This is a genomic window from Erwinia sp. S43 (assembly GCF_016624745.1).
Lineage (GTDB): Bacteria > Pseudomonadota > Gammaproteobacteria > Enterobacterales > Enterobacteriaceae > Erwinia > Erwinia coffeiphila.
The window spans coordinates 58,255-79,365 of record NZ_JACVTX010000007.1; the positions used below are offsets into that span (position 1 = coordinate 58,255).

A 21,111-nucleotide genomic window follows, 5' to 3' on the forward strand; every position below is an offset into this window, starting at 1 on the left:
ATTCTGCGTGGGGATCGCCGGTATTGACCGACGCAAAGCTGACAACCTGATGCTGAAAAGTGACAGGTCGAAAAAAAAAGGAACAGATCACATCATCTGCCCCTTTTGACGCCCTGGTGTTAGCGTTTATATACGATGCCCTTTCCGAATATTATCTGCCTTTTTCTGCGGTAAACCGGCGGCTTAGTTAAATAATTTGCCAGGTTGATAACAATCTTATTCGGACACCTGTCATTATTTGTAGACTCTTTTAGATTATTTTTCATCTTAATTAACCGAAATTGTGATTGATGCTGCAATTTAAAATGGTATTTCGCGTATGCAAAAAGTGAATAAGGATGAATAAGGTGCACACCCGTATGAGTTTCAATCTCTCAGTCTTTATTTTTGGTTAAACATTGTAATTAACTATGAATAAAATAATTCTGGATAAACTTACCATGAAGATATTTAAATTTACGCCGACATTATTACTTAGATAACTAATCAGAGTTGATAAGTTTTCTACTAACGGGTGAAGGAAAAAATTATTTCAATGCTTTTAAAGCGCTGGAAACGTATTGCGCCGTTTGCGTAACGATTGCTTTAGGGATTTTTACTACAGTTATAGCATCGTGCAGGTTGCCACCTGTGCAGAGTGTATGCCCGAGTTAAGGAGATAAGATGAGTCAGTTTTTTATGAACGACAAGCAACATCTGGTCAACGAGGCGATAGAAGGCTCGCTGTTAAGTACGCCTTTTCATAATCTTAGCCGTCTCGCGCTGGGAGCAGATTTGCGTATTGTCGTGCGCAGTGACTGGGACCGATCGAAAGTTGCGCTGATTTCCGGCGGCGGTTCCGGCCACGAACCTGCCCACATCGGCTTTGTCGGCAAAGGAATGCTGAGTGCCGCGGTGTGCGGTGATGTTTTTGCTTCACCCAGTGTGGATGCCGTGCTGCACGCCATTATTAACGTAACCGGTGAGGCAGGCTGCCTGCTTATCGTCAAGAACTACACCGGCGATCGGCTGAACTTTGGTCTGGCGGCGGAGAAAGCCAAACAGCTGGGGTATCGGGTGGAAATGGTGATGGTGCAGGATGATATCGCGCTGCCGGACAACCCTCAGCCTCGTGGCATTGCGGGTACGGCGCTGGTGCATAAAATTGCCGGTTATGCCGCTGAACAGGGGAAGAGCCTGGCCGATGTCACCGCATTAGCGCAGAAAGCCATTGAGCAGACCGCCTCCATCGGCGTTGCCTTCAGCAGCTGCCATATTCCGGGAGAAGCACGTGATGACCGCGTTAAGCCCGGAACCTGCGAGTTAGGGATGGGGATTCACGGCGAGCCGGGTGCATCGACCTTGAAAACTCAGAACAGTGTGGAGATCGTCGCTCAAATGGTGCAGCGCCTTGCCGCTCACACAGGCGATCGACCGCTGGCGCTGTTAATCAATAATCTCGGCGGTTTTTCGATGCTGGAGATGGCGGTACTGACGCGGGAAGTGCTGCGCTCGCCGATTGGCAGGCAGGTTCGGCTGCTGCTGGGGCCGGCAACGCTGGTCAGCGCGCTGGATATGAAAGGATTCTCGCTGTCTGTTCTGCGGCTGGATGATGAGTTTGAGAAGGCGCTGCTGGCGAAAGTGGAAGCGGCGGGCTGGACAGAGGCTGTCTCACCGTCAACGCTGGTGGAAGCACCGGCGAAGACCCTCGATCGACAGCCGACCTTTACGCCTTCCTCTAACGATAAAGTGGCCGCACTGTTGACCACCCTTTGCCGGACGCTGATTGCTGAGGAAAGCGAGTTAAACAATCTGGATGCGAAAGTGGGCGATGGCGATACCGGTTCAACATTTGCCGCCGGCGCCAGAAGCCTCCTCAAGGCCTGCGAAGAGCAGTCGCTGCCGCTCGATCGGACCGGGCAGTTGCTAAACGTTATTGGCGAAAAGCTGGCGACGGTGATGGGAGGCTCATCGGGCGTGCTGATGTCGATTATGTTCACTGCCGCCGGTCAGCGCCTGGAAGAGGGCGAGCCGCTGCCGCAGGCGCTGCAATACGGTCTGGAGCGTATGCAGCATTACGGCGGTGCGCGGGTCGGGCAGCGTACGATGATTGATGCATTGGACCCTGCGTTTAACGCTTTGGCTGAGGGGAAAGATCTGGCTGCTGTTGCGCAAGCCGCACGTGAAGGGGCCGAGAGCACCAGTCTGATGCGCAGCGCCGGAGCAGGGCGCGCTTCCTATTTGAATGCAGAAAGCCTGGACGGCGTGAAAGATCCCGGTGCGTATGCGGTTGAAAAAGTGTTCGCCGCACTGGCCGAAAAATAGCCTGATTGTTGACGATGGCCGCCCCGGGCGGCGGCCATTACTCCAGACTCCAGACTCCAGACTCCAGACTCCAGACTCCAGACTCCAGACTCCAGCATTCCATCAGATAGCGCTGCTTTCCGTCTCTGGCAGCGTATCCAGCGTATGCTCAAAGCTGCGCAGACGTTTGTAGATCGACAGCAGTTCAACCAGCGTTGTCCACGAGTTAATCAGATACTGGAACGAACCGCGAACCTGGTCGAAGACGTTGGTGATCTGCGTTAACAGCCCGAGGGTAATGGCTCCGCTGACAATCGATGGGAACAGGACAAAAATACTGAATACCGCATCCAGCTGGATGTAGAAAATACGCACGATATTAAAGTAGAGATAATGGAAATAGAGGCGGAAGTAATTGACCCGCACGTTATGAAACAATGTCTTGACCGTAGGTGGCTGCGCACGCTGGGGGTCGTCTTCGCCATACACCAGCTCTTTACGATAGGCCGCTTCCACCCGCTGATTGCGGAAGGATAGCCCCGGCAGCTTGATACCCACGACTGCCAGCAGGCCGGTGCCGAGAATTGACCACGTGACGGCGGCAATCACTAACGCGTAGGGGACACTGCCGATAATCGGCACGGTTTTGACGTGCACCGACAGGGCGACCAGCACCGGCAGGAAAGCAATCAGCGTCATTATGGCGTTAATAAAGCTCACCCCCATATCTTCCAGCGTGGAGGCAAAGCGCATGGTATCTTCCTGCACGCGTTGCGCTGCACCCTCAATACCGCGCAGGCGCGGCCAGTGGGACATATAGTAGTGGTTCATCGCTGAACGCCAGCGGAAAACGTAGTGGCTGATAAAAAACAGATTCAGCACATCAATCACTACGGCAATCAGCGCGATGCTGAGGAAGCCGCCAATCTGGCCATAGAGCGTGTCGATTTTTACCGTATTCGGATGCGCCATCGCCCGCTGTACGAGGTCATAAAAAGGTTCATACCAGCGGTTGATCGCCACGCCAACCTGCACGGAAAACCAGGTGACAAAAATAATCAGCGCACTGCCGAGTACCGACCAGCGCTGCCAGGGATGCGGGCTGAACAGCGCCCAGAAACCGGCAAACAGCAGCGCTGCAAGCAAATAGTAGCTATAGAAACCGAGTTCGCTGGGGGCAATAAAGCACAGGGCGTTGTTCGGCAACGGGCCGAGGGCAACCGGAGAGAACTGCATCAGGTGCGCGAGGTGGCTACCGGCAAAACCGAACCAGAACAGAATAGCCATCAGGCTCCACAGCGCCGCGCTGCTGAAGAACAGCAGAGGCCGGGGGAAAAAGGATTTAAACATAGAAACTCCACTGCGAATTTGTAACGGTTATACCGTGATTGTTTGTGAGGAATCTCGCTAACAGTGTTTCCATTAATTTCCAGGCCGTTTCTCAGGGCGAAAAATTATCGTTTATGCTGAATTTTTACCTGGCTACTCTATTTTCCCTGCCTGAAGCCCACTATTTACTAACAAATGAAGTCAGATTAACGAAAAAACGCGATTTGCATTTTGAATGTTTATTCAACAAAGCAGATAATGAACGCCGACGGGGCGACAGGCGAACCTGCCTGAGCACGCAGCGGTTTTCGTCCCTCCCCAGGAGACTGTCCGTCACAGGCACGACAGGAGTTGTGTTCCCACAGGATGTGGGCAGGATCAGCGTGTGCGCCATCCGATGGCGTATTGATTGCATGCCGGCAGTATCTTTCCATTGAAGAGAAATAGCTGCCAGCAACCGGGTGAAAATAATAATGAATGAAAACTCAGATGTAATGTATCGGCTTCTGGTTCAGAGCGTGGTTGACTACGCCATTTATATGCTGAAACCAGATGGTACCGTCGCGAACTGGAATACAGGCGCCCAGCGGGCCAAAGGGTATCTGCCGGACGAGATCATCGGCAAAAATTTCAGCTGTTTTTACAGCCACCAGGATCAGGAAAAGGGTTTACCGCAGTACGGGTTGGGCATCGCTCGTGACACCGGTCGTTACGAAAGTAAAGGCTGGCGCTATCGCAAAGACGGCAGCGCATTTTGGGCACACGTGATCATTGATGCGATCCGTACCGACAGCGGTGAGCTGCTGGGCTTCGCTAAAATCACCCGTGACTGCACTGAACTGCGCGAGTATGAAGAGCAGATGCGCGAAGCCCGTGAACTGGCCGAGCGGCACAGTGAGAAAATGGCTGCGCTGTCGACCTTCCTCGACACCATCGTGACCAATATTCCGTCCAGCGTCATCGTGGAAGATGTCGTCACCCGTGAAATCCTGCTGATTAACAATAAAGCGCAGCAGCTGCTCGGCGGCGTGCAGGAAGACTTTGTCGGCAAGAAGCTTTCGCAGTGTATGACGGTGGAAATGGGCGAATACTTTATGCAGCTTTCTGACGCGGCGCAGCGCAAAGGGGGGATGCACCGCAGCGAGCGTCTGCTGGATAGCCGCGGGCGCGATCGCATTATCAATGCCACTGCGTCAATTATTCGCGGTAACGACGCCACCCATAATTATGTGCTGCTGATCGCCGACGACGTTACCGATCAGCGCGCAGCCGACGCGCGCATTCACCATATGGCGCATCACGATAATCTGACCAGCCTGCCAAATCGTGTCCTGTTCAGCCAGCGGCTTAATGATGCGCTGCGTGCCGATCGTGAAGAGCGGAAAATTACCGCCACGCTGTGCCTCGATCTGGACAACTTCAAAAACGTTAACGATGCGCTGGGCCATCAGGTGGGCGACGATCTGTTGCGCACCGTGGCGGTACGGCTGCGCAGCGTGCTGCGCGAGCAGGATACGCTGGCGCGTACCGGTGGCGATGAGTTCTCTATTGTGCTGCCGGGCCTGAAGCAGGCGGAAGAGGCGGAAATCGTTGCCAGCCGTCTGATTGAAACCATTCGCCCACCGTTCAACGTTGACGGGCATAATCTTTCCGTCGGTCTGAGCATTGGAATCGCGATTGCCGAGCGCGGGATCAGTACGCCGGAGCACCTGCTGCGCTGTGCCGATATGGCGCTGTATGAAGCCAAACGTAACGGGCGTAACCGCTTCGAATACTTCACCGAGCAGATGGGCGAGCTGGCGGCGAAGCGGCGGATGATTGAAAACGATCTGCGCGAAGCGATTAGCTGCCGCCAGCTGAAGCTGTACTACCAGCCGATTACCAATAACCAGCATCAGCATATTATTGGCTATGAGGCGCTGATGCGCTGGCACCACCCGGAAAAAGGCATGATTATGCCGATGGACTTTATTCCGATTGCCGAGGAAACCGGGCTAATCCACAGCCTGGGGGCGTATGCGCTGCACGAGGCCTGTCGTGAAGCCGCCAGCTGGCAGGACGGGCAGAGTGTGGCAGTGAACCTGTCGCCGATGCAGTTTAAAAACAGCGCGCTGGTGTCGGTAGTGGAAGCGGCGCTGAAAGAGTCCGGCCTGGCTCCGCATCGTCTTGAGGTGGAGATCACCGAGTCGGTACTGCTGGACAATACCTCGGTGAATATCGATATCCTGCAGAAGCTCAAGGCGCTGGGCGTGCGTATTGCGCTGGATGATTTCGGCACCGGCTACTCATCGCTGAGCTATCTGCGCTCGTTCCCGTTCGACAAGATCAAAATCGATAAATCGTTTATTAACGATATGAAAGACAGCCGCGAGGCGCTGGCGATTATCCGGGCAATTACCGGAATGAGCCGCAGTCTGGATATTCAGATCACCGCCGAAGGCGTGGAGAGCAACGAGCAGTTTGAACGACTGAAGGAAGAGGGCTGTACTCTGTTCCAGGGCTACTATTTTGGCCGCCCGCAGCCCTCTGAAGATCGTTTGAAAGAGTTCTAAGCGGATAAATGGCAGGGGCGACGTTTGCCGCCCCTGCATCTGAATCAGATATCATCCAGATTAATGCCGCGCGTCTTCGGCCCGAAGATGCCGATGGTCAGCATCACAATCAGCATGCTGACGACGATAAAGGCCACCACACCCTGGGTGCCCGCCACCTGCAAAATCATCCCGATAATAATGCTGCTGAACACCGTTGAAAGGCGGCTGAACGAATAGCAGAATCCGACGGCACGCGCACGGATAAAGGTAGGAAACACCTCGGTCTGATAGGCGTGATAGCTGAAGGTCAGCCAGGCGTTAGAGTAGGTGATGCAGAAGCCGCAGATGATTAACATCAGCGGATTGGTCTGCAGGGCGAACAGCGTACCGAAAACCACCGTCATCAGCGACGACAGGACGATCTGCCATTTGTTCTCGATTTTATCCGCGTAGCGGCTGCAAATCAGTGAGCCCAGCGGGTAGGCGAGGGTGATAAAAAAGGCATACAGCAGACTGTGGGTGATGCTGGCACCTTTACCTGAAAGCAGTGCGGGCAGCCAGTTGCCAAAGCCGAAGAAGCCAATTGCCTGGAAGATATTCATCACCACCAGCATCAGCGTGCGCTGGCGATACTCCGGCCGCCAGATATCACGAAAGCGCCCCTGCGGTTTCTGCGTGGCTGCCGTTTCCATCTCTGCCGGACTCGGGGCGGTCACCGGCACGCCGCAGCGGATTTCCAGACCGCTGACCACCTGATGGGCTTCCTGATGCCGACCCTGCTGTGCCAGCCAGCGCGGCGACTCCGGCAGATTTTTCCGCACCAGCCAGATAACCATCGAGCAGACGGCCCCGGCAATCACCACCCAGCGCCAGCCGGTCAGGCCCAAAATGGTCTGCGGTACAAGCCACCAGGACATCAGCGCGACGGCGGGTACTGAAAGAAACTGCACAAAGAAGGCGAAAGCAAAGGCTTTACTGCGCAGCCGTGACGGAACGCATTCGCTGAGGTAGGTATCGATGGTCACCAGTTCAATACCCAGGCCGACGCCCACCAGAAAGCGGCAGAAAATAATCCACTCTGCCTGGTTCTGGAACGCCATCAGCATGGAGAAGCAGCCGTACCAGGCCAGCGCGAACATAAAGGTCATCCGGCGGCCAAAACGGTCAGCATGAGGGGCCAGCAGGCTGGCACCGATAAACAGGCCGAGGAAAGTCGCGGAGGCAAATGCGGCCTGGTCAGATATTCCAAATACGCCGAGTTCACCAAGATGAAATATGTTCTCGCTGATTAAACCTGAACTAATATATCCCGTCTGGAATAAATCATAGAGTTCAAAGAAACCACCCAGCGAGAGTAAGGCAATAAAACGCCACAGCCCGGCGGTAGCGGGTAGGGCATCGAGACGATCGGATAATTTATTATATTTTATAGGGTTATTTTGCGGGGAAGGAATTCCCGGCGCGCAGGTTTCACTCATTTTTCTTTGCAGACCTTGATAGCAGAGGACAATAACTTTTCATGCTAATAGTTAGCAGCAAAATTTAAATTTTGAATTGTATCCGCTATGAAGAAAAATAAGCATAAAAAACGCTTATAGTTATTTTTTTGCTATTTATTTCTGATTGGCCAGGCAGCGGTAAGTTCCGCGCCTGGCTGCTCAGTAAAAACCGTTAGCACAGCTCCAGATGTACCTCATGCTGCTCAATGGTTTTCATAATTTCCGGCGGCGGCGCTTCATCGGTAAACAGATAGTCAATCAGGCTCATGCTGCCCAGATTGACCATTGCATTACGGCCAAACTTAGAATGGTCTGCCACCAGCATCACACAGCGAGAGTTCTCAATAATTGCCCGCTTGGTGCGCACTTCGTGGTAGTCGAAGTCCAGCAGTGAACCATCCAGATCGATTCCGCTGATGCCCAGAATGCCGTAATCCAGGCGGAACTGAGAAATATAGTCGAGCGTTGCCTCACCCATAATTCCACCGTCGCGGGTGCGCACTTCTCCGCCGGCCAGGATCAGGCGGAAATCCGGCTTGGCCATGAGCAGCACCGCCACGTTCAGATTGTTGGTCACAATGCGCAGGTTATTGTGGTTCATCAACGCGTGGGCCACCGCTTCCGGCGTGGTGCCGATATCAATAAACAGTGAAGCCCCGTCGGGGATTTGGCTGGCAACCCGCTGGGCGATACGCGCTTTTTCCGCAGACCACATCATTTTACGGTCCTGCCAGGCGGTATTCTCCGAGCTGGACGGCAGCGCTGCGCCACCGTGATGGCGATGAATTTTATTCTGCTCTGCCAGATCGTTTAAATCGCGGCGGATAGTTTGCGGACTGACCGCAAAATGCTCCACCAGCTCTTCAGTACTGACATATCCCTGGCGACGAACCAGATCGATAATCGCGTCATGACGCTGTGTCTGCTTCAAAAGAGTTCCCCTGTTATCGTTTTTTCTGGCGGGTGTCGACAAACGCCATGGCCAGGCCAACCAGCAGTCCGGCAACGTGGCTTGGCAGACCGGTGTTCGCACCGAAGACGCCCGTGGCTTCCAGTACCACCCACACTACAAAAATCCCCATCAGCCCGCCGCCAATATTCAGCGGACTGCGCTCGTCACGCATCGCGTGCAGCCAGGCATACGCAACCAGCGCATGGTCAACGCCAGACAGCCCGCCGAACCAGAAGCCGTTAAACCGGGACTGTGCAAAACCGCACAGTAGCGCGGAGATCAGCGCGATGGTAAACAGCTTACCGCTGCCGAGCTGTTTTTCGATGCGCCCGCCAATATAAAACCACCACAGCAGGTTAATCAGCAGTGCCAGCAGCGAGAAGTTCATCAGCACGTGGCTGAACCAGCGCCACACCTGGAAATGCTGCATGCTGTCTTTCGGCCAGCCGAGCCAGGCAATCGCCTGTGCATAACCGCCCAGCGCAATCAGCAGGTAGACCAGTATGGATGCAATACTGACCCCTATCGTCAGTGGCCCGGCCATCTCCTTCATTCTTACCTTTAGCGATGGGCCAGCAGGACTGACGTACTTGATGCCGCTGTCGGTATTTTCAGTTTTCCAGCTGGCTGCCTGATAACGCGGGTGATCCGGTTCGCGTATAAACTGGTTAAGTTCGTTTTCGACCACGCTTAACTGAGATTCATCATCCAGCCATAGCGTGTAGTTGCCTTCCTGCTCAATGCGCAGCGTAATGCCGCGCGTCGCCATATAGTCAACAAACGCCTGCGCCATGCGCAGATGGGTAAATTGGGTGATGCGCATAATAGAAGGCTGATTCCCTGTAGATTAAAACGAGAGCGGCAGTATACCCCGTCACATCGAAGCTTGCAGGATCAAAGGCTTCCACTGCCGTACGCCGGTCAGCGAGCGCCGGATTCTACCTGCTGCGGGAATGCAGCGTACCAGGCATCAAAGCCGCCGTCGATGCTGTAGGCCGCAGCAAACCCCTGGTTCAGCAGATACTGGGCTGCACCTTTACTGCTGTTACCGTGGTAGCACATGACCAGCACCGAGCCGCTCAGGTCAGCGCTGGCCATCAGGGCCGGCAGCGAGTCATTGGTCAGATGAAATGCACCGGTGGCATGAGCCGCAGAGAAGCTTTGCGGATCGCGGATATCAACCAGCAGGGTTTGCCCGTCTGCCAGTTTCTGTCGGGCTTCCTGGACGTTGATACACTCAAATTGTTCCATGGTGGGGTCTCGTTAACAGTCAAAAGTCGTCAATTAAATCCTATTGTAGCCTGAAGCGGGTAGGGTTTAACCAGAGCTGGGCGGAGTAATTTGCGTAATGATTAAAGAAAATATGTTACCTGCATCACGCATAAATGTTTTTATCCGGTTAACGCTGGCATCAATGTTGGTTTACGATTAATATAATGCTCGAAAACGAACATTATTGAACGATTCCGAACATCGGAGGAGATGACGTGGAAATCAAAGACCTGATCGTAATCGGCGGCGGTATTAACGGCGCTGGTATTGCGGCCGATGCAGCCGGACGTGGATTGTCGGTGCTGATGCTGGAGGCTCAAGACCTCGCCTGCGCCACCTCTTCCGCCAGTTCTAAATTAATCCACGGTGGCTTACGCTATCTGGAACACTACGAATTCCGCCTGGTTAGCGAGGCGCTGGCCGAGCGTGAAGTGCTGTTAAAAATGGCACCGCACATTGCTTTCCCTATGCGTTTCCGCCTGCCGCACCGCCCGCATCTTCGCCCGGCCTGGATGATCCGTATCGGTCTGTTTATGTACGATCATCTCGGCAAACGCACCAGCCTGCCGGGAAGTAAAGGTTTGCGTTTTGGCGCAGACTCAGTACTTAAACCTGAAATCGTGCGCGGTTTCGAATATTCCGACTGCTGGGTGGACGATGCGCGCCTGGTGGTACTTAACGCGCAGGAAATTGAAAAGCGCGGTGGCGAAGTGCGCACCCGTACCCGCGTGACCAAAGCCTGGCGTGAAAACGGCCTGTGGACCGTTGAAGCCGAAGATATCGACAGCGGTAAAGTGTATACCTGGCAGGCGAAAGGCCTGGTCAATGCTGCAGGTCCGTGGGTTAAGCAGCTGTTTGATGACGGACTGAAGCTGAAATCCCCATACGGTATTCGCCTGATTAAAGGCAGCCATATCGTCGTGCCGCGTGTGCATACCCAGAAACAGGCCTACATTCTGCAGAACGAAGATCACCGTATTGTGTTTGTTATTCCGTGGATGGATGAGTTCTCGATTATCGGCACCACCGACGTGGAGTACAAAGGCGATCCGAAAGACGTCAAGATTGACGATAAAGAGATCGACTATCTGCTGAATGTCTATAACACCCACTTCAAGAAAATGCTGGCGAAGGACGACATTGTCTGGACCTATTCCGGTGTGCGTCCGCTGTGCGATGACGAGTCCGACTCTCCGCAGGCGATTACCCGCGACTACACGCTGGACGTGCACGACGAGCAGGGTCAGGCACCGCTGCTGTCGGTGTTCGGCGGCAAGCTGACCACCTATCGTAAGCTGGCCGAGCATGCGATGGAAAAACTCAGCAAATATTATCCGGGTATCGGTGCGGCATGGACGAAAACCTGCGTGCTGCCGGGCGGTGATTTTGCCGGAAGCCGCGAAGATTACGCGGCCAGCCTGCGCCGCCGCTATCCGTTTATCACCGAAGATATGGCTCGCCACTATGCCCGCACCTACGGCAGCAGCAGCGAACTGTTCCTGAAAGAGGCGAAAAGCCTGGATGATTTAGGTGAACTGTTTGGTCACCACTTCTACGAGGCGGAGCTGCGTTATCTGGTGCAGAAAGAGTGGGTTCGCACGAAAGAGGATGCCATCTGGCGCCGTACCAAAGAGGGTATGTGGCTGAATGAGCAGCAGCAGGCGCGTGTTGCCGAGTGGCTGGTTCAGCACGCGAAACCGGTACTGTCGCTGGCATCCTGATCGCCGCAAACAAAAGGGCGACCGTCAGACAGCGGTCGCCCTCTTTACTTCCTGGATAGCCTACAGGCGGATGGGCTGGATACCCCAGATTTCATCCGCATATTCCTGAATGGTGCGGTCCGAAGAGAAATAGCCCATATTGGCGATATTAATCAGTGCCCGTCGCGTCCACTCACCTTTATTACGATAAAGCTTGTCTACCTTGTCCTGAGTATCGACATAGCTGCGATAGTCCGCCAGCAGCTGATAGTGATCGCCCAGGTTCACCAGCGAATCAAAAATATTACGGTAGCGGCCTGGCTCCTGCGGGCTGAACACCCCGGTGGCGATCTGCGTCAGCACCTGATGCAGTTCCGCATCCTGCTCGTAATACTTATGCGAGCTGTAGCCATTGCTGCGCAGTTCCTCGACCTGCGGCGTGGTGTTGCCGAAAATAAAGATATTTTCTTCACCCACGTGCTCCAGCATCTCAACGTTTGCCCCATCCAGTGTGCCGATGGTCAGCGCACCGTTCAGCGCGAACTTCATATTACTGGTGCCCGAGGCTTCCGTCCCGGCCAGCGAGATCTGCTCGGAGAGGTCGGCCGCCGGAATAATAATCTGTGCAAGGCTGACGCCATAGTTGGGAATAAACACAACTTTCAGCCGGTTCTTCACCTGCGGATCGCTGTTGATCACCTTCGCGACATCGTTGATTAAATGGATAATGTGCTTAGCCATATAGTAGGCCGAAGCGGCTTTACCGGCGAAGATACACACGCGCGGCACCCATTCAGCATCCGGATCGGCTTTGATGCGGTTGTAGCGGGTGATCACGTGCAGCACGTTCAGTAGCTGGCGCTTGTATTCGTGTATGCGCTTAATCTGCACGTCGAACATCGCATGCGGGTCGACCACGATATCAAGTTTCTGCGCGATATAGATTGCCAGACGCTTTTTGTTTGCCAGTTTTGCATCGCTGATTTTGCTAATAAAATTAGGATAATCAATATGCTGCTTTAGCTCATCCAGCTGGCTGAGCTGCGTGCGCCAGGTGCGGCCAATCGCCTCGTCCAGCACGCCGGATAGCGACGGGTTCGCCAGCGCCAGCCAGCGGCGCGGGGTAACGCCGTTCGTTTTATTGCAGAAGCGGCTGGGGAAGAGTTTGGCAAAATCAGCAAACAGTGACTGCACCATCAGATTAGAGTGCAGTTCCGACACGCCGTTAACCTTGTGACTGACCACCACCGCCAGCCAGGCCATGCGTACCTTGCGGCCGTTATTTTCATCGATGATCGAAATGCGCGACAGCAGCTCCCAGTCATCCGGGTACTGCTCCTGGATGGTTTTCAGGAAGTAGTCGTTGATCTCAAAAATAATTTGCAGATGGCGCGGCAGAATTTTGCCGATCATATCCACCGGCCATGTTTCCAGTGCTTCCTGCATTAGCGTGTGGTTGGTGTAAGAGAACACCTGGCAGGCTACGGTAAACGCGTCGTCCCAGCTAAATTTGCTTTCATCGATCAGTACCCGCATCAACTCGGGGATGGCCAGCACCGGATGGGTATCATTCAGGTGGATGGCGATTTTATCCGCCAGATTGTCAAAGGTCTGGTGCATCGCCCAGTGGCGATGGAGGATATCCTGCACCGTGGATGAGACAAGGAAGTACTCCTGACGCAGGCGCAGCTCACGGCCTGAATAGGTCGAGTCGTCGGGATACAGCACGCGGGACACGTTTTCCGAATGGTTTTTATCTTCCACCGCCGCGAAGTAATCGCCCTGGTTAAATTTACCGAGGTTGATTTCGTTACTGGCCTGAGCGCCCCACAGCCGCAGGGTGTTGGTGGCATCGGTATCAAACCCTGGAATGATCTGATCGTAGGCCATTGCCAGCACTTCTTCCGTTTCTACCCAGCGTGCACGGCTGCCTTCCTGCTGGATACGGCCGCCGAAACGCACCTTATAGCGGGTGTTGAAGCGCTGAAACTCCCACGGGTTGCCGTATTCCAGCCAGTAGTCCGGTGATTCCGCCTGCTGGCCGTCGACGATATTCTGCTTAAACATACCGTAGTCGTAACGGATGCCGTAACCGCGCCCCGGCAGGCCGAGCGTGGCGAGGGAATCCAGGAAGCAGGCCGCCAGGCGCCCCAGGCCGCCGTTGCCCAGCCCCGGGTCGTTCTCTTCTTCGATCAGTTCCTCAAGGTCGAAGCCCATCTCTTCCAGCGCCGTCTGCGCATCCTCATAAATTCCCATTGCCAGCAGGGCATTGGAGAGGGTGCGGCCAACCAGAAACTCCATCGACAGGTAGTAAACCTGCCGGACATCCTGCGACAGCTGGGCACGATTTGAACGCAGCCAGCGCTCTACCATACGATCGCGTACCGCCAGTAACGTGGCGTTCAGCCACTCGTGTTTATTCGCAATGGACGGATCTTTACCAATGGTAAACATCAGCTTGTAGGCTATCGAATGCTTAAGGGCATCCACGCTGAGCGTCGGTGAGGCATAGGAGAAAGGTGCGTTCATATCAGTTTCCCATCGTCAGGTTACAACAAACGTTGATAGAGATCGCGGTAGGCAACAGCAGCCACCTGCCAGCTAAAATCCATCCCCATAGCCTGCCGCTGAACATAGCGCCAGAGTGAAGGACGGGACCAGAGGACGAAAGCACGTCGGATAGCGCGCAGCAGTGACCACGCGTTGCTATCTTCGAACACAAAACCGCTGGCGATACCGTCTGCGAGGTTTTCCAGCGAACAATCATTTACCGTATCGGCCAGCCCACCGGTGCGCCGTACCAGCGGCAGGGTGCCGTATTTCAGGCCGTAGAGCTGGGTCAGGCCGCAGGGCTCAAAGCGGCTGGGTACGAGAATCACATCTGCACCGCCCATAATGCGGTGGGAAAACGCCTCGTGGTAGCCGATCTGCACGCCGACCTGGCCCGGATACTCGGCGGCAGCAGCCAGGAATCCCTGTTGAAGAACCGCATCTCCGGCCCCCAGCAGCACCAGCTGCCCCCCCTGTTCCAGTAGGCCCGGCAGGGCTTCCAGCACCAGATCCAAACCTTTCTGTTTGGTCAGGCGGCTGACCACGGCAAAGATCGGCGCTTTTTCATCAATTTTTAGCCCCATCGCAATTTGCAGCTGGCGCTTGTTCTCAACTTTGGTGTCCAGAACATCACGGTTATAGCGGGCCGTCAGCAGCGGATCATGCTGCGGGTCCCAGATGGCCGGGTCGACGCCGTTCAGAATACCGCTCAGCCTGCCTTCCAGCTGACGCTGTTTGAGCAGGTCTTCCATACCGTAGCCAAACTCCGGCTGGGTGATCTCCTGGGCGTAGGTGGGACTGACTGCCGTTATATGGTCGGCGTAGTACAGGCCTGCTTTCAGGTAGGAGATCTGGCCGTAAAACTCCAGCCCGTACATATTGAAAAACGAGCGCGGCAGCTGGATCTGCTCCAGGTGGTGCGCGTTAAACAGTCCCTGATATGCCAGGTTATGCACGGTAAACACCGACTTCGCCGGACGACCGCGCGCGGCCAGATAGGCACAGGCCAGCCCGGCATGCCAGTCGTGCGCATGAACCACATCCGGACGCCAGAAGGTATCCAGCCCGCAGGCCATTTCGCAGCCCATCCAGCCCAGCAGCGCGAAGCGCAGATAGTTATCGGTATAGGCGAACTGCGATTCATCGTGATACGGGCTGCCCGGGCGATCGTAAAGACCCGGCGCATCGATCAGATAGATCCCCACGCCGTCATAGTGCCCAAACAGTAATTCGACATAGCCGGCAAAAGTTTGCAGTTTCGCCACTACAACCGCATCGGTAATTCCCTTTTTCAAATCGGGGAATGCCGGAAGTAATACGCGTGTATCCATTCCTTCCGCAATCTGCGCCGCCGGTAATGCCCCAACAACATCAGCAAGCCCGCCGGTTTTCAGCAGCGGGAAAATCTCTGAACAGACATGTAACACCTGCATTATCGGCTCCTTAACAGTGCCAGAACGTGATGCTGTCAGGTCATCACGTCGTTACGCCTAGCTGATCCAGCCGAGCTTCGCCAGCATGGTCCTTGTGACCAGAACAATTCCCTCTTCCGATCGGTGGAAACGCCGGGCATCATCATCCGGGTTTTCGCCAATCACCGTCCCTTCTGGCAGCACGCAGGCGCGGTCTATCACGCAGCGGCGCAGGCGGCAGGAGCGTCCCACCTCCACATCCGGCAGTAATACCGACGACTCAATATTGCAGAAGGAGTTGATTCGAACACGGGAGAACAGCACCGAGTTCACTACCACCGAGCCGGAGATAATGCAGCCTCCCGACACCAGTGAATTCATTGTCATACCATGGCTGCCGGAACGGTCCTGCACGAATTTCGCTGGCGGCAGCGGTTCCATATGGGTGCGAATTGGCCAGGTACTGTCGTACATATCCAGCTCCGGGGTGACCGAAGCCAGATCGAGGTTTGCCTTCCAGTAGGCTTCCAGCGTGCCGACGTCGCGCCAGTAGGGCTCAACGGCTTCCCCACTTTGTACGCAGGACAGACTGAAGGAGTGAGCCAGCGCTTCTCCGCTGGCCACGATTTTCGGTAACAGATCTTTGCCGAAATCGTGGTCGGATTCCGGCAGCTCCTGGTCAGCTTCCAGCAGGCTATAAAGATAGTGCGCGTCAAAGACGTAGATGCCCATACTGGCCAGTGCCTTGCTGTCATCACCGGGCATCGACGGCGGATCGGCAGGTTTCTCCAGGAACTCGACCACGCGATTGTTTTCATCCACCTTCATTACGCCAAACGAACTGGCTTCTTCCAGCGGTACCGGCAGGCAGGCAATGGTACAGCGCGCGTCGTTTTCGACGTGGTCGAGCAGCATGCGGGAGTAGTCCATCTTATAGATGTGATCGCCTGCCAGAATAACGATGTACTGCGCGCGGTAGCGCCGGATGATATCGAGGTTCTGCGTGACCGCATCGGCAGTCCCGCGATACCAGTGCTCGGTCGACAGCCGCTGCTGGGCAGGCAGAAGATCGACGAACTCATTCATCTCTTCATTGAGGAACGACCAGCCTCGCTGAATATGCTGAACCAGCGTGTGCGACTGATACTGGGTGATCACCGCGATGCGGCGGATGCCTGAATTCAGGCAGTTAGAGAGTGCGAAGTCGATAATACGAAACTTACCGCCGAAGTGAACCGCCGGTTTGGCGCGCTTGGCGGTGAGATCGCGCAGCCGCGTACCGCGCCCACCGGCGAGGATCAGGGCCACAGTTTGCGTTGGCAGCTGTCTTGCCAGCATCAGGGAATCGTTCTTATTAAATTTGGCCATGCCTGACTCCTGTTATGTTTTTTCCTGGAACACGCACACGCCGTGCGCTGCACCATGCCAGACAGTTGACCGGATCGGATTATCGTCCCCGGCAAAGGGAGGGATGGCGTGCCAATTTCCCTGAGGTAAAATCAGGTCACACACTTCTTCGGTGGCGTTGAGCACGATGAGCCAGTGCTGCGAAAGCCGGATTTGCAAACGATGTGCTCCCTGCTGCCACTCACTGGCGCTGAGCGGCTTACCCTGCTGGTTCAGCCATTCAACGTTTCCATCACCTTCCTGCCACCAGCGATCGCTTTGCAGCGCCGGGATGCGGCGGCGCAGATGGATTAACGCGGCAGTGAAGGAAAATAACCCACTATCACAGTGCAGCCAGTCGAGCCAGGTCAGCGGGTTATCCTGGCAATAGGCATTATTATTTCCGTGCTGGCTGTGGCCGTGCTCATCGCCTGCCAGCAGCATCGGCGTTCCCTGTGCCAGCAACAGCGTGGTTAGCAGCGCATGCGCACTGCGGCGGCGATGTTCCGTAACCAACAGCGGTGCGTGCAGCCCTTCCACGCCGTGGTTATGGCTGAAATTGCTGCTGCTGCCGTCACGGTTATCTTCACCGTTGGCCTCATTGTGTTTTTGGTTAAAGCTGACCACGTCGCGCAGGGTAAAACCGTCGTGCGCGGTGATCAGGTTAATACTGCTGGAAGGTGGCCGCCCGTCACGTTGAAAAACATCGCTGGAAGCGGCAAACCGCCGGGCAAACTCGCCGTTGGAGAGATCTCCGTGCAGCCAGTAGCGGCGGGCGGCATCGCGAAAGTGGTCATTCCATTCGGCAAACGGCCAGGGGAAATCCCCCACCTGATAGCCACCCGGCCCGATATCCCAGGGTTCGGCGATCAGTTTGCATTTTGACAGCAGCGGATCGGCGGCAATCGCCTGGAACAGTGGCGCATCGCGCTGATAGTCCGGCGTGCGGCCCAGTACCGTGGCCAGATCGAAGCGGAAACCGTCAACGTGGCAGACCTCTACCCAGTAGCGCAGGCAGTCGAGTGCCCAGGCCATCACCTGCGGGTGGCTGAGGTTTTGTGTATTACCGCAGCCGGTCCAGTTCTGGTACTCGCCCCGTTCTGTCAGCCAGTAATAACTCTGGTTATCAATGCCGCGCATCGACAGCATCGGACCGGTTTCTTCCAGCTCCGCGGTGTGGTTAAACACCACGTCCAGAATTACCTCTATTCCTGCCTGATGCAGCGCTTTGACGGCAAGCTGGAACTCTTCCCGCGCGTTCTGGCTGGCGGCATAGCGGGTATCCAGTGCGTAGCAGGCCAGCGGGTTATAGCCCCAGTAGTTGGTCAGCCCCATGCGCAGCAGGCGCGGTTCGCTGGCAAAGCAGGCCACCGGCAGCAGCTCAAGGCTGGTGATCCCCAACTGCTGAAAATAGTGAATCATCACCGGATGCCCCAGCGCGGCGTAGGTGCCGCGAATTTCCGGCGGCAGATCGGGGTGCTGGCAGGTCAGGCCGCGAACGTGGGCCTCATAAATTACCGTGCTACCCCAGGGGACACGCGGCGCGGCGTCGTCTTCCCAGTCGAAGTCATCGGCCAGCACCACACATTTAGGCGCGATGCTGGCGTTATCCGCCGCGTCCGGGATTTCTTCGCCGCACTGAAAGCGCGGGTCGTCACAGACTTCACCCTCTACCTGATGCGCGCAGGGGTCGACCAGCAGCTTCGCCGGGTTAAAACGTTTACCCTGCGCCGGTGCCCACGGACCGTGTACCCGATAACCGTAGCGCTGGCCCGGATGGATGGCAGGCAGATAACCGTGCCAGATATCGCCGCTGCGTGCGGGCAGATCGATACGTTTCTCACGGCCTTTCTCATCAAACAGGCACAGCTCTACGCGCTCCGCATGCTGAGAGAACAGCGTAAAGTTAACGCCTTTGCCGTCGTAGCTGGCCCCGAGGGGCTGCGGTTTACCCGAACGTATCGGTGCCATTACGCCTCCCGAACCAGCCACAGAGTGGAAAGGGGCGGCAGCGTCAGGCTCAGCGAGTGGCTGCGGCCGTGGCTTCCCCAGTCGTCGCTATCGATAGTGCCGCAGTTACCGAGATTACTACCGTGATAGTGGCCGGAATCGGTGTTCAGCACTTCACGCCAGCGCCCGCCCTGCGACACGCCAAAACGGTAGTCATAGCGCGGCACCGGGGTGAAATTACTGGCGACGATCAGCTCGTTGCCGTCGCGGTCGCGGCGCACGTAGACAAACACCGAGTTTTCAAAGTCATCCACCACCAGCCACTCAAAACCGGCGGGTTCGAAGTCGAGCTGGTAGAGCGCCGGATGAGCGCGATAGGTATGGTTGAGATCGCGGACCAGCCGCTGCACGCCGTTATGCCAGCTGTCTGCCCCTTCCAACAGGTGCCAGTCCAGGCTGCTGTCATGATTCCACTCGCGCCCCTGTGCAAACTCGTTACCCATAAACAGCAGTTTCTTGCCGGGGAAACCGAACATCCAGCCGTAGTAGGCGCGCAGGTTGGCGAATTTCTGCCAGGCATCGCCCGGCATACGGTCGAGAATCGAACGTTTACCGTGAACCACTTCATCGTGCGACAGCGGCAGCACGAAATTCTCGGTGTAGTTGTAAAGCATGCCGAAGGTCATCAGATCGTGATGATAGCGGCGATGCACCGGGTCCAGTTTCATGTAGTCGAGCGTGTCGTGCATCCAGCCAAGGTTCCACTTGAACCAGAAGCCCAGGCCACCCATTTCCGGCGGGCGCGAGACGCCGTTAAAATCCGTGGACTCTTCAGCGATGGTGATCGAACCCGGCGCGGCATGGCCCAGCGTGCGGTTGGTGTAGCGCAGGAAGGAGATAGCCTCCAGATTTTCCCGCCCGCCGTAGTAGTTCGGCACCCATTCACCTTCGGCGCGGCTGTAGTCGCGATAAATCATCGAGGCCACGGCATCCACGCGCAGGCCGTCAATGCCAAAGCGTTCGATCCAGTACAGCGCATTGCCCGCCAGGTAGTTGCTCACTTCCCGGCGGCCAAAGTTGTAAATCAGGGTATTCCAGTCCTGGTGATAACCTTCACGCGGGTCGCTGTGTTCGTACAGATTGGTGCCGTCAAAATTCGACAGGCCAAATTCATCAGAGGGGAAGTGGCCGGGCACCCAGTCGAGCAGCAAGTTAAGCCCGGCGTTGTGCGCTGCCGCGATAAACGAACGGAATTCGTCTCGCGTACCAAAACGCCGGGTGGGCGCATAGAGGCCCAGCGGCTGATAGCCCCAGCTGCCATCAAACGGATGCTCATTAATCGGCATCAGCTCCAGATGGGTAAAGCCCATCTCTTTGGCGTAGGGAACCAGCTGCTCCTCCAGCTCTTTATAGCTCAGCCAGAAATTGTTATCGGTATGGCGTCGCCATGAACCCAGATGCACTTCATAAATTGAGATGGGGGCGTCAAAGCCGTTGGCTCGCTGGCGCTCGGGGGCGATTTCGGTTTTTTCCGGCAGGCCGCAGATCATCGAGGCCGTTTGAGGGCGCATCTGGGCTTCAAAGGAATACGGGTCGGCTTTCAGCCGCAGCTGGCCGTGGGCATCAACGATTTCGAATTTGTACAGCTGGCCGGGCCGGGCGGCCGGAATAAACAGCTCCCATACGCCCAGTTCGCGACGGAAGCGCATTGGATGGCGGCGGCCGTCCCAATAGTTAAACTCGCCCACGACGGAAACGCGCTGGGCATTCGGTGCCCATACTGAAAAGCGTGTGCCGATAACGTTATCAATGACGTCGGCATGCGCGCCCATTTTTTCATAGGGCCGCAGGTGCGTGCCCTCCGCCAGAAGCCAGCTGTCCATTTCAGGCAGCAGCGGGCCAAAACGGTAGGCATCATCAATCAGGTTTTGCTGGCCGTGCCAGGTGACCGCCAGCTGATAGCGAAACAGATTTTTACGCCGGGGAACGACCGCCTGAAAAAAACCGCGCCCGTCCAGGCACTCCAGCTGCGCGCATTTACGCCCGGTGCTGGTTTCAATCACCCAGACTTCGCTGGCGTCCGGTAGCAGGGCACGAACCACCAGGCCTTTAGCGGTTTGATGCATGCCCAATAGCGAAAAAGGGTCCGCGAGGTGACCAGAAAGTAAAGCATTAATCTCACGACGATCGGCAAGCTCTGACATGACTTTCTTCCCATGATAGACGGCAGGCGATGGCCGGATG

At 55.7% G+C, this 21,111-nt stretch carries 13 protein-coding genes; 3 read left to right on the forward strand and 10 right to left on the reverse strand.

Annotated elements, in window-relative coordinates; genetic code table 11:
• Positions 1 to 663 precede the first annotated feature (663 nt).
• On the forward strand, positions 664 to 2,304 hold the full coding sequence (locus IBT47_RS11330) for a dihydroxyacetone kinase subunit DhaK (protein ID WP_200560524.1): 1,641 nt from the start codon (positions 664 to 666) through the stop codon (positions 2,302 to 2,304).
• A gap of 102 nt (positions 2,305 to 2,406) precedes the next feature.
• On the opposite strand, the gene sbmA is transcribed toward IBT47_RS11330, so the two are convergent.
• Positions 2,407 to 3,633 (reverse strand): peptide antibiotic transporter SbmA, encoded by a 1,227-nt coding sequence (sbmA, locus tag IBT47_RS11335; protein ID WP_200560525.1) that lies wholly within the window; start codon positions 3,631 to 3,633, stop codon positions 2,407 to 2,409.
• 452 nt (positions 3,634 to 4,085) lie between these two features.
• On the opposite strand from sbmA, the gene IBT47_RS11340 reads away from it, so the two are divergent.
• Positions 4,086 to 6,164, forward strand: coding sequence for an EAL domain-containing protein (locus tag IBT47_RS11340; protein WP_200560526.1), 2,079 nt, complete (start codon positions 4,086 to 4,088; stop codon positions 6,162 to 6,164).
• 44 nt (positions 6,165 to 6,208) lie between these two features.
• Here the strand turns inward: IBT47_RS11340 and IBT47_RS11345 are convergent, their stop codons facing one another.
• The 4 genes from IBT47_RS11345 to glpE form a co-directional block, all read right to left on the reverse strand.
• Positions 6,209 to 7,624: an MFS transporter gene (locus tag IBT47_RS11345; RefSeq protein ID WP_200560527.1), complete on the reverse strand. Its 1,416-nt coding sequence runs from the start codon at positions 7,622 to 7,624 to the stop codon at positions 6,209 to 6,211.
• Positions 7,625 to 7,817: 193 nt separating this feature from the next.
• Positions 7,818 to 8,576 carry a DeoR/GlpR family transcriptional regulator gene (locus tag IBT47_RS11350; protein ID WP_200543175.1) on the reverse strand — a complete coding sequence of 253 codons (759 nt, stop codon included), beginning with the start codon at positions 8,574 to 8,576 and terminating at the stop codon, positions 7,818 to 7,820.
• 13 nt (positions 8,577 to 8,589) lie between these two features.
• Entirely contained in the window at positions 8,590 to 9,420 is an 831-nt protein-coding gene (glpG, locus tag IBT47_RS11355; protein ID WP_200560528.1) for a rhomboid family intramembrane serine protease GlpG, read from the reverse strand.
• Between the two features lie 98 nt (positions 9,421 to 9,518).
• Positions 9,519 to 9,848 carry a thiosulfate sulfurtransferase GlpE gene (gene glpE, locus IBT47_RS11360; RefSeq protein ID WP_105592187.1) on the reverse strand — a complete coding sequence of 110 codons (330 nt, stop codon included), beginning with the start codon at positions 9,846 to 9,848 and terminating at the stop codon, positions 9,519 to 9,521.
• A gap of 236 nt (positions 9,849 to 10,084) precedes the next feature.
• Between glpE and glpD the strand changes: the two genes are divergently transcribed.
• Positions 10,085 to 11,590, forward strand: a complete 1,506-nt coding sequence (gene glpD, locus IBT47_RS11365; RefSeq protein WP_200560529.1) for a glycerol-3-phosphate dehydrogenase — start codon at positions 10,085 to 10,087, stop codon at positions 11,588 to 11,590.
• A 60-nt stretch (positions 11,591 to 11,650) separates the two neighbouring features.
• Here glpD and glgP read toward each other — a convergent pair whose 3' ends face one another.
• The 5 genes from glgP to glgB are packed head-to-tail and all read right to left on the reverse strand — an operon-like array spanning position 11,651 to position 21,071.
• Entirely contained in the window at positions 11,651 to 14,098 is a 2,448-nt protein-coding gene (gene glgP, locus IBT47_RS11370) for a glycogen phosphorylase (protein ID WP_200560530.1), read from the reverse strand.
• Positions 14,099 to 14,118: 20 nt separating this feature from the next.
• On the reverse strand, positions 14,119 to 15,552 hold the full coding sequence (glgA, locus tag IBT47_RS11375) for a glycogen synthase GlgA (RefSeq protein ID WP_105592184.1): 1,434 nt from the start codon (positions 15,550 to 15,552) through the stop codon (positions 14,119 to 14,121).
• Positions 15,553 to 15,609: 57 nt separating this feature from the next.
• Entirely contained in the window at positions 15,610 to 16,899 is a 1,290-nt protein-coding gene (glgC, locus tag IBT47_RS11380) for a glucose-1-phosphate adenylyltransferase (RefSeq protein ID WP_105592183.1), read from the reverse strand.
• Between the two features lie 12 nt (positions 16,900 to 16,911).
• Entirely contained in the window at positions 16,912 to 18,888 is a 1,977-nt protein-coding gene (gene glgX, locus IBT47_RS11385; RefSeq protein WP_200560531.1) for a glycogen debranching protein GlgX, read from the reverse strand.
• Positions 18,888 to 21,071, reverse strand: coding sequence for a 1,4-alpha-glucan branching enzyme (gene glgB, locus IBT47_RS11390; protein WP_200560532.1), 2,184 nt, complete (start codon positions 21,069 to 21,071; stop codon positions 18,888 to 18,890). The genes glgX and glgB overlap by 1 nt, the downstream gene beginning before the upstream one ends.
• Positions 21,072 to 21,111 lie beyond the last annotated feature (40 nt).